Annotated in this window: 4 protein-coding genes; 1 reads left to right on the forward strand and 3 read right to left on the reverse strand. The window is 72.0% G+C overall.

The genetic code is table 11. The annotated features are described in order from the left end of the window. The 3 genes from PV363_RS15625 to PV363_RS15635 form a co-directional block, all read right to left on the reverse strand. Positions 1–1,556 (reverse strand): glycerol-3-phosphate dehydrogenase/oxidase (locus PV363_RS15625; RefSeq protein ID WP_301022808.1); only part of this gene is annotated, 1,556 nt, incomplete at its 3' end. Position 1,557: 1 nt separating this feature from the next. After that, on the reverse strand, positions 1,558–3,075 hold the full coding sequence (gene glpK / locus PV363_RS15630; RefSeq protein ID WP_220341108.1) for a glycerol kinase GlpK: 1,518 nt from the start codon (positions 3,073–3,075) through the stop codon (positions 1,558–1,560). A gap of 9 nt (positions 3,076–3,084) precedes the next feature. Beyond that, positions 3,085–3,972 (reverse strand): LysR family transcriptional regulator, encoded by an 888-nt coding sequence (locus tag PV363_RS15635; RefSeq protein ID WP_220346808.1) that lies wholly within the window; start codon positions 3,970–3,972, stop codon positions 3,085–3,087. Between the two features lie 92 nt (positions 3,973–4,064). On the opposite strand from PV363_RS15635, the gene PV363_RS15640 reads away from it, so the two are divergent. After that, entirely contained in the window at positions 4,065–5,579 is a 1,515-nt protein-coding gene (locus PV363_RS15640) for an MFS transporter (protein WP_301022809.1), read from the forward strand. The last annotated feature ends 6 nt before the right edge of the window (positions 5,580–5,585 follow it).

The following is a 5,585-nucleotide window of genomic DNA, read 5'->3' on the forward strand; positions in this document are numbered from 1 at the left end:
GCCGAGTCGACACCACGGTCGAACGTCTCGATCGAGATCCGCGTACGGCGGGTGAGGACGTCGTCGAGATGGCGCGCGCCCTCGTGGGTCACGGCATAGACGATCTCGGCCCGCAGATAGTCGTCCGCGCCCGCGAGCGGCTCCGCCAGCGTCGGGTCGGCCTCCATGAGCTCGAGCAGCTCGTGCACCAGGGCGCCGTACCTCCGGAGCAGGTGCTCCACCCGCACCTCGTGCAGCCCGCTGCGCGCAGCGATCAGGCCGCGACGGTTCCACAGCGCCGCGTACCCGTCGGCGCCGAGCAGCGGCACGTCCTCGGTCACGCACGCCGGGATCGCTCGCGACAGCTGGACACCGAGCGCGTCGGCGGCCGCGTCGACGGCGTCGCGCGCCATCACCCGGTACGTCGTGTACTTGCCGCCGGCGACCACGACCAGGCCCGGCACCGCGTGCGAGACCGCGTGCTCGCGCGACAGCGTCGAGGTCGCGTCGGACTCCCCCTCCAGCAGCGGGCGCAGCCCTGCGTACACGCCCTCCACGTCGTCGTGGGTCAACGGCGTCGCCAGCACGCTGTTGAGGTGCGCGAGCAGATAGTCGATGTCGGTCCGGCTCGCCGCAGGATGGTCCCTGGACAGCGACCAGTCGGTGTCGGTGGTGCCGACGATCCAGTGCCGCTTCCACGGGATCACGAACAGCACGGACGTCTCGGTCCGCAGGATGAGCCCGACGTCGCCCTGGATGCGGTCGCGCGGCACGACGAGGTGCACGCCCTTGCTCGCCCGCACGTGGAACTGGCTGCGCTCACCCACCATCGCCTGCGTCTCGTCGGTCCAGACGCCCGTCGCGTTGATCACCTGCGACGCACGGATCTCGAGCTCGTCTCCGCTCTCGAGATCGCGCGCGACCACACCGGTGACGCGTTCGCCCTCGCGCAGCATGCCCGTCACGCGCGTGCGGGTGGCGACGTGCGCCCCGTACGAGGCAGCCGTCCGCGCGAGCATCATCGTGTGGCGCGCATCGTCGACCTGGCCGTCGTAGTACTCGATCGCACCGACGAGCGCGTCCTTGCGCAGCGCCGGCATCCGCCGCATCGCCTTGCGCCGTGAGAGGTGACGGTGACGGGGCATCCCGCGTGACTGCCCCGACAGCCACGCCATCGAGTCGTACATCGCGACCCCCGTGCCGGCGTACGCCCGCTCCCACCCGCGGTGCGTGAGCGGGTACAGGAAGGGGATCGGGCGGACGAGGTGCGGCGCGAGGCGCTCGACCAGCAGGCTGCGCTCGGCCAGCGCCTCGGCGACGAGCGAGAAGTCGAGCATCTCGAGATAGCGCAGGCCACCGTGGATCAGCTTCGACGAGCGGCTCGACGTGCCGGAGGCGAGGTCGCGTGCCTCGACCAGCCCGACCGTCAGACCCCGGGTCGCGGCGTCGAGGGCACACCCTCCGCCGACGACGCCGCCGCCGATCACGAGGACGTCGAGCGGGCCCTCCGAGGCCGTTGCGCGCAGCCGCTCGAGAGCCCCCCTGCGGGCTGCGTGGTCCAGCGCGACGGGCCGCACGTCAGTCGACCTCCACCCAGTCGAGGGTGCGTTCGACGGCCTTCTGCCACCCCGCGTACGCCGACTCGCGCCGCTCCTCGTCCCACTGCGGCTCCCAGCGCTTCGACTCCTGCCAGTTCTCCCGCAGCTCGTCGGTGCTGTCCCAGAAGCCGACCGCTAGTCCCGCCGCGTACGCCGCTCCCAGCGCCGTGGTCTCCGACACGACGGGCCGGCTGACCGGAGTCCCGAGCACGTCGGCCTGGATCTGCATGCAGAGCTCGTTGTCGGTGACTCCGCCGTCGACCTTGAGCACGTCGACGGCCACGCCCGAGTCCTCGCGCATGGCGTCGGCGACGTCGCGCGACTGGAAGCAGATCGCCTCCAGCGTCGCTCGCGCCAGGTGCGCGTTGGTGTTGTAGCGGGACAGGCCGACGATCGCGCCGCGGGCGTCCGAGCGCCAGTACGGCGCGAACAGCCCGGAGAACGCCGGCACGAAGTAGACGCCGCCGTTGTCCTCGACCTGGCGTGCCAGGGCCTCGGACTGGGCGGCCCCGGAGATGATGCCGAGCTGGTCGCGCAACCACTGCACCGCCGACCCGGTGACGGCGATCGAGCCCTCCAGCGCATAGACCGGGTCGGCGTCTCCGAGCTGGTAGGCCACCGTCGTCAGCAGACCCGCCTTGCTGCGCACGAGTTCGGTGCCGGTGTTGAGGAGGAGGAAGTTGCCGGTGCCGTAGGTGTTCTTGGCCTCCCCCGGCGCGAAGCACACCTGCCCGACGAGCGCCGCCTGCTGGTCGCCGAGGATGCCGGTGATCGGCACCTCGCCGTCGAGAGGACCGTTGTCGAGCGTGGTGCCGTACGCGTCGGTGAGCGACGACGGTCGGATGTCGGGGAGCATCGCGCGCGGGATGTCGAAGATCTCCAGCAGGTCGTCGTCCCAGTCGAGAGTCTCGAGGTTCATCAGCATCGTCCGGCTGGCGTTGGTCACGTCGGTGACGTGCACGCCGCCCCGGCGTCCGCCGGTGAGCTGCCAGACCACCCACGAGTCGGTCGTCCCGAACAGCGCGTCACCGCGCTCGGCGGCCTCGCGGACACCGGGCACGTTCTCGAGGATCCAGGCGATCTTGCCGCCGGAGAAGTAGGTGGCCGGCGGCAGGCCCGCCTTCTCGCGGATGACCTGGCCGCGGCCGTCGTGCTCCAGGCGGGAGGCGAGCCGGTCGGTGCGGGTGTCCTGCCAGACGATCGCGGGCCCGTACGGCCGTCCGGTGCGGCGGTCCCAGACGACGGTGGTCTCACGCTGGTTCGTGATCCCGAGGGCCGCCAGGTCCGACGACGAGAGGCCGGCCTTGGCGAGCGCGGTCTGGATGACGGCGCTCGTGCGCTCCCAGATCTCCAGCGGGTTGTGCTCCACCCAGCCGCTGCGCGGCATGATCTGCTCGTGCTCGAGCTGGTGACGGGCGACCTCGTTGCCGCCGTGGTCGAAGATCATGAAGCGGGTGCTGGTCGTGCCCTGGTCCACGGACCCCACGAAGTCGGCCATGCGACGTTTCTACACGCTCGCCCCCGCCTCCGGCACCCCGAGCATCGCGAGGAAGGCCGCTGCCGCCGGTGACGGGCGGAAGCGGCTCCAGGCGAGGTGCTCCTCGCGGACCGGGGCGTCGGTGATCGGGACGGTACGGACGCCGGGGAGCGTGGCCGCGTACGCCTCCGGCAAGAGCGCCACGCCCAGCCCCGCGGCGACGAGACGTCCGGCGAGGTCACCGGTCGTGACCTCGAAGGCGACGTGCCGCTCGACGCCCGAGGCGGCGAAGGCCAGATCGGACTGGACGCGTCCCGGAGTCCCCGCCGTGAAGTCGACGAAGTCGCCGCCTCCCAGCTCGGCGAGCCTGGTGCGGCGCCGGCCCGCCAGTGGATGGTCCGGTGCGAGGACGGCCACGAGCGTGCCGCTACCGAGGAGACGCGAGCGTACGCCGGCTGGCTCGCGCCCTGGCGGAAGGCCGAGGAACGCGACATCGATCGACGCGCCCGCGATCCGTGCCACCAGCTCCTCGCTCCCGTCTGTCCGCAGACTCACGTCGACGCGCGGGTGCTCGTCGCGGAAGGCGCGCAGGACCTGGGGGACGTCGACGGCGGTGACGGTCGGGATGGCACCGAGACGCAGTCGTCCGCTCACGACGCCGGAGACGGCGGCCGCCTCCGCCCGCGCACGCTCGGCCGCGTCGAGAGCCTCCCGTGCCGCGGGAAGGAACGCCTCGCCCGCCGCGGTCAGCGCGACCCGGCGACTCGTGCGTTCGAACAGCCGGGCCCCGACCTCTCGCTCGAGCTTGGCGACCTGGTGGCTGAGCGCCGACTGGACGACGTGGCAGCGCTGTGCGGCGCGCGTGAAGCTGCGCGTCTCGGCGACGGCGACCACGTAGCGGAGTTGCTGGAGCTCCATCAGCCCATGGTGACAGATCGATCTCAAATCGCGATCGCTGGCGTGACAAGCATGCGTTGGACTCATGCAACCTGACGGCTCAGGCTGGAGTCATGTCCGGCCCGCGCGACCTGCCCCGCTCCCTGCTCCTGCTCATGGCGCTGTCCACCGGGCTGTCAGTCTCGGCGAACTACCTCGCGCTCCCCCTCCTCGACCTGCTCGCCGACGACCTCGGGATCAGAGACTCGACAGCGGGCATGATCGTGACCGCCGCGCAGGTCGGGTACGCCGTCGGCCTGCTCGCCATCGTCCCTCTGGGTGACCTCCTCGAACGGCGTCGGCTGGCGGTCTCCCTCCTCGGCGCGACGGCCGTCCTGCTGGTCGCGTCGTCGCTCGCGCCCGGCGGCCGCGTCCTCCTCGTCACCACCGCGCTCACGGCGCTGACGTCGGTCGCGGCGCAGGTCGTCGTCCCGTTCGCGGTGACGCTCGCCGAGCCGGAGCAGCGGGGCCGGGTGGTCGCTGTCGTGATGAGCGGTCTGCTCCTGGGGAGCATCGTGTCGCGGCCGATCTCGGGGGCGGTCGCGCAGCTCGCCGGGTGGCGGTCGGTCTACGTCGTGTGCGGGGTGCTGGTGGCGGCGGTCGCGGTGGCGCTTCGGGTGCGGCTCCCGACGCTCCAGACACCGAGCGGCCTCGCCTATCCCGCCCTCCTCGGCTCGACGCTCGCGCTCTTCGGGACGCAACCCGTGCTGCGCCGCCGTGCGCTCGTCGCCGCGCTGTCGCTGGCGTCCTTCAACACGTTCTGGACTGCGTCGACCTTCCTGCTCGCCACCTCGTACGGGTGGTCGGAGGCAGCGATCGGCGCCTTCGGTCTGATGGGGATCGCCGGAGTCGTGGCGACGCCGGTCGCGGGGCGGCTGGTCGATGCCGGGCGTGCCCGTACGGTCGCCCGGGCGTCGACGCTCGCCCTGCCGATCGCGTGGGGCCTGATCGCGCTCGGCGGAGGAGGCGGCGCGGCGGGGTTGACGTGGCTGCTGCTCGGCGTGCTGGCGCTCGTGGTGGCGCAGCAGATGCTGCTCAACGCGAACCAGAACGCGATCTATGCGCTCGACCCTGCGATGCGCAACCGGCTCAACGCGGCGTTCATGACGGCGTTCTTCGTCGGCGGGGCCGCAGGGTCGGCGGCGACGACCGCCGCCTGGGTGGCCGGCGGGTGGGCCGCGGTCAGCGCGCTCGGCGCCGTGCTCGCGGCCTCGACCTGCGTGGTGTGGCTCGAGGGACGGCGGGCGCCGAGGGATCTCGATACGGGCTCCGCTGGCGCTCCGCCCCACTCGACCAACGGGGCCCAACGCGGGCCAGTGCCTCACGCGCCGCGCGCGGCTCCGCCGACGTCGCCGTGCGGCATCTCCTTCGCCGGGATCTGGCCGAACCGTCCCTTGCGGAAGTCCTCGTACGCCTCCATGCCTCCTGACGTAACAGGGAGACATGAGCGCGCAGTCCGCCAGGACGCCGGAGGCTGCTCACACAAAAGGCCCCGACCCCTCATGAAGAGGAGCCGGGGCCTTCAGGAAACGGTCAGTCGTCGGCAGACGTGCGCAGGTCGATCGATGGGACGATCGCCTCCGGCTTAAACGTGA

This window comes from Mumia sp. (genome assembly GCF_028803055.1).
Classification (GTDB): domain Bacteria; phylum Actinomycetota; class Actinomycetes; order Propionibacteriales; family Nocardioidaceae; genus Mumia.